A 2,013-nucleotide genomic window follows, 5' to 3' on the forward strand; every position below is an offset into this window, starting at 1 on the left:
AATTAAATTTGCANCGTCATCTGAGGTCTACAGGCTTGAGTGAACTCGCCTCAGACACACTCAGTGAAACACTACCTGAATATCTGCATCTTATTACATTATAAATAGCGAGGCGTTTAAGGAATTTTAGAATATTTTGCATTATTTAGGTGTGACAAATGTAATATTGGACAGACTTTTGCATTTAATTTGTAGACGAAATTACGAATAACAGGTTCCACATTCGAACTAATGATTAAATTTAAGTATATGAAGAAAATGACCATTATCGCATCGGTCGCATTACTGACCGGTCTCCTCTTTGGCGCTCATGCCAAGGAATACATCGGAGCTAATGGAAAGGAGTCGAATTTCATTCTTACATCTTCGACGCCATCCTTCGAGACTGACTTCACTGTAGCGGCAGAAAAAACAGTCAATGCAGTGGTGTGCATTAAAAGCTATACTACCCGTACAAGGAATTCATACGGAAATCAAGGCGAAGGGGGATACGATCCGTTCGGCATGTTTGATTTCTTCTTCGGACAGCCTCAGCAACCCCAGCAGAGACAACCCAGACAACAAAAGAAAAGTGAACCTGTGCAGAATGGGCTCGGTTCTGGTGTGATTATTTCTGAAGACGGATACATTGTCACAAACAACCATGTGATTGCAGATGCCGACAAACTCGAAGTCCTGATGAATGACAATTCTACTTATGAGGCAAAAATTATCGGCACAGACGAAGCATCGGATCTCGCCCTGATTAAGATTGATGCCAAAGATCTGTCTCCTATAACATTCGGCAACAGTGAGTCTGTAAAAGTCGGAGAATGGGTGCTTGCAGTCGGAAATCCATTTGGTTTCAATTCAACAGTCACAGCCGGTATCATTAGTGCCAAGGCACGCAGTCTGGGGCAAAACGGAAAACAGGGAGGTCTTAACATCGAATCTTTCATTCAGACCGATGCCGCACTCAATCCTGGGAACTCAGGAGGTGCCCTTGTAAACCTCAAAGGCGAACTGATCGGTATTAACTCGGCTATCTACAGCAACACAGGCAGCTACTCGGGATTCTCATTCGCGATACCGACAACTATCGTGAAAAAAGTCATGACAGACCTTCGTCAGTATGGAACTGTGCAGCGCGCCGTTCTTGGATGCCAGGTAATCGAACTTGACGCAAAAATTGCAAAAGAGAAAAACATCACTGCCACTAAATCCGGTCTTCTCATAGCGTCTGTAATGGATCGTAGCACAGCCAAGGAACTCGGATTGAAAGAAGATGATGTCATCACTGCAATCAACAAAGTCCCTGTGCACAACCACGCGGAACTTGTGGAGCAACTCAACAAATTCCGTCCCGGAGACCAGATTAACGTAACATACGTTCGTGACAATTCAACAGTTACAAAGAGCGCGACATTGAGAAATGTTCAAGGAAGCACCAACATCACCAAGAAAGGCGACTTCTCGGAACTTGGATGCGCATTCATGAAAATCGGCAGCAACACCAAACAGCATCTTGGAATAAGTAACGGAGTGAAGGTTACTGGTGTGAAGAGCGGATGTGTGAAAGATGCCGGAATTAAAGAAGGATTCATTATCACAGATATCAACGGCAATGCCGTCAACTCATCAGATGATGTGGAAAGAATTTACAATCAGATAATGAAGGGTGACGACGATGACAAAGTAATGTTTATTACCGGTATATATCCAACAGGCAAGAAATATTACTACGCAGTTAATCTTGCGGGTGAATAAACTATATTACAATCTGCATCTTTCACCCCTATAGTGAAAGAGAAAACGACACTATGGAATGGAGCGAGTCTGAACATGTCTCGCTCCATTTATTCTGATTCAAATAATAAAATACGTTGAATACAAACCAATGCCGATGTTGTTATATAATTGTCATATGCAAGTATTCAAATTCAAACTACAGTATGATCACTAGTGTCTCTTAAAAAGTGTTAATCAAATTCGAGGTCAAGAGTTGGATGGCAATTTGCTATTTGTGCTGGCTCC

Annotated in this window: 1 protein-coding gene; it reads left to right on the plus strand. The window is 42.3% G+C overall.

All coding sequences use genetic code 11. From position 1 onward, the window contains the following. Positions 1–249: 249 nt before the first annotated feature. On the plus strand, positions 250–1,746 hold the full coding sequence (locus tag JX312_RS12825; RefSeq protein WP_239653924.1) for a trypsin-like peptidase domain-containing protein: 1,497 nt from the start codon (positions 250–252) through the stop codon (positions 1,744–1,746). Positions 1,747–2,013 lie beyond the last annotated feature (267 nt).

The sequence above is a fragment of the Barnesiella sp. CU968 genome (assembly GCF_905219685.1).
Classification (GTDB): Bacteria; Bacteroidota; Bacteroidia; order Bacteroidales; family Muribaculaceae; genus Lepagella; species Lepagella muris_A.

What these genes read in the sequence shown, in the direction of transcription:
- JX312_RS12825 (WP_239653924.1), top strand. Translation starts at nt 250, where the DNA reads ATGAAGAAAATGACCATTATCGCATCGGTCGCATTACTGACCGGTCTC.